Genomic DNA, 468 nt, shown 5'->3' on the forward strand with positions numbered 1-468 from the left:
CAGTAACAAGGCTTGTTTCAGAGGTCTCTGCAAAGGATGTGCTTCCATTGCTTAATGAACAAGGAAAGCAAGAGTATAAGGACAGAGTATTACCTGACTTAGCGTCGACTTTTGATGATGAGAAGTTTTTTTCAATTAAGGCGGTATCGGGTGGGGAAGTTTTAGGTTTTGCCGCTTTGCGTGGTGGAAATTATCTAACCCATTTGTTTGTTGCAAATTCACAGCAGGGTTCAGGTTTAGGTCGTACTTTATTGAATCATTTGCTTAACCAGACAGACGCTTGTGAAGTTAGCCTACGTTCATCGGTGAATGCTGTTGGCTTTTACAATCGTAATGGTTTCGTAGCAACAGGTGAAGAAGCAGAGTTCAACGGAATTCGGTTTGTGCCAATGTCTTTGGTACGCACATAACAAGGCGTTTAAGACGGATTCACAACGCTTGGCGATCTCAGTTCAAGTTGAGTTTAGT

At 42.3% G+C, this 468-nt stretch carries 1 protein-coding gene; it reads left to right on the plus strand.

Translation table 11 applies throughout. The features are described from left to right. On the plus strand, positions 1-410 hold a 410-nt coding region (locus tag OH458_RS22005), incomplete at its 5' end, for a GNAT family N-acetyltransferase (protein ID WP_269979859.1). Between the last annotated feature and the right edge of the window lie 58 nt (positions 411-468).

Source organism: Vibrio sp. MarTm2 (assembly GCF_027587055.1).
GTDB lineage: Bacteria > Pseudomonadota > Gammaproteobacteria > Enterobacterales > Vibrionaceae > Vibrio > Vibrio sinaloensis_D.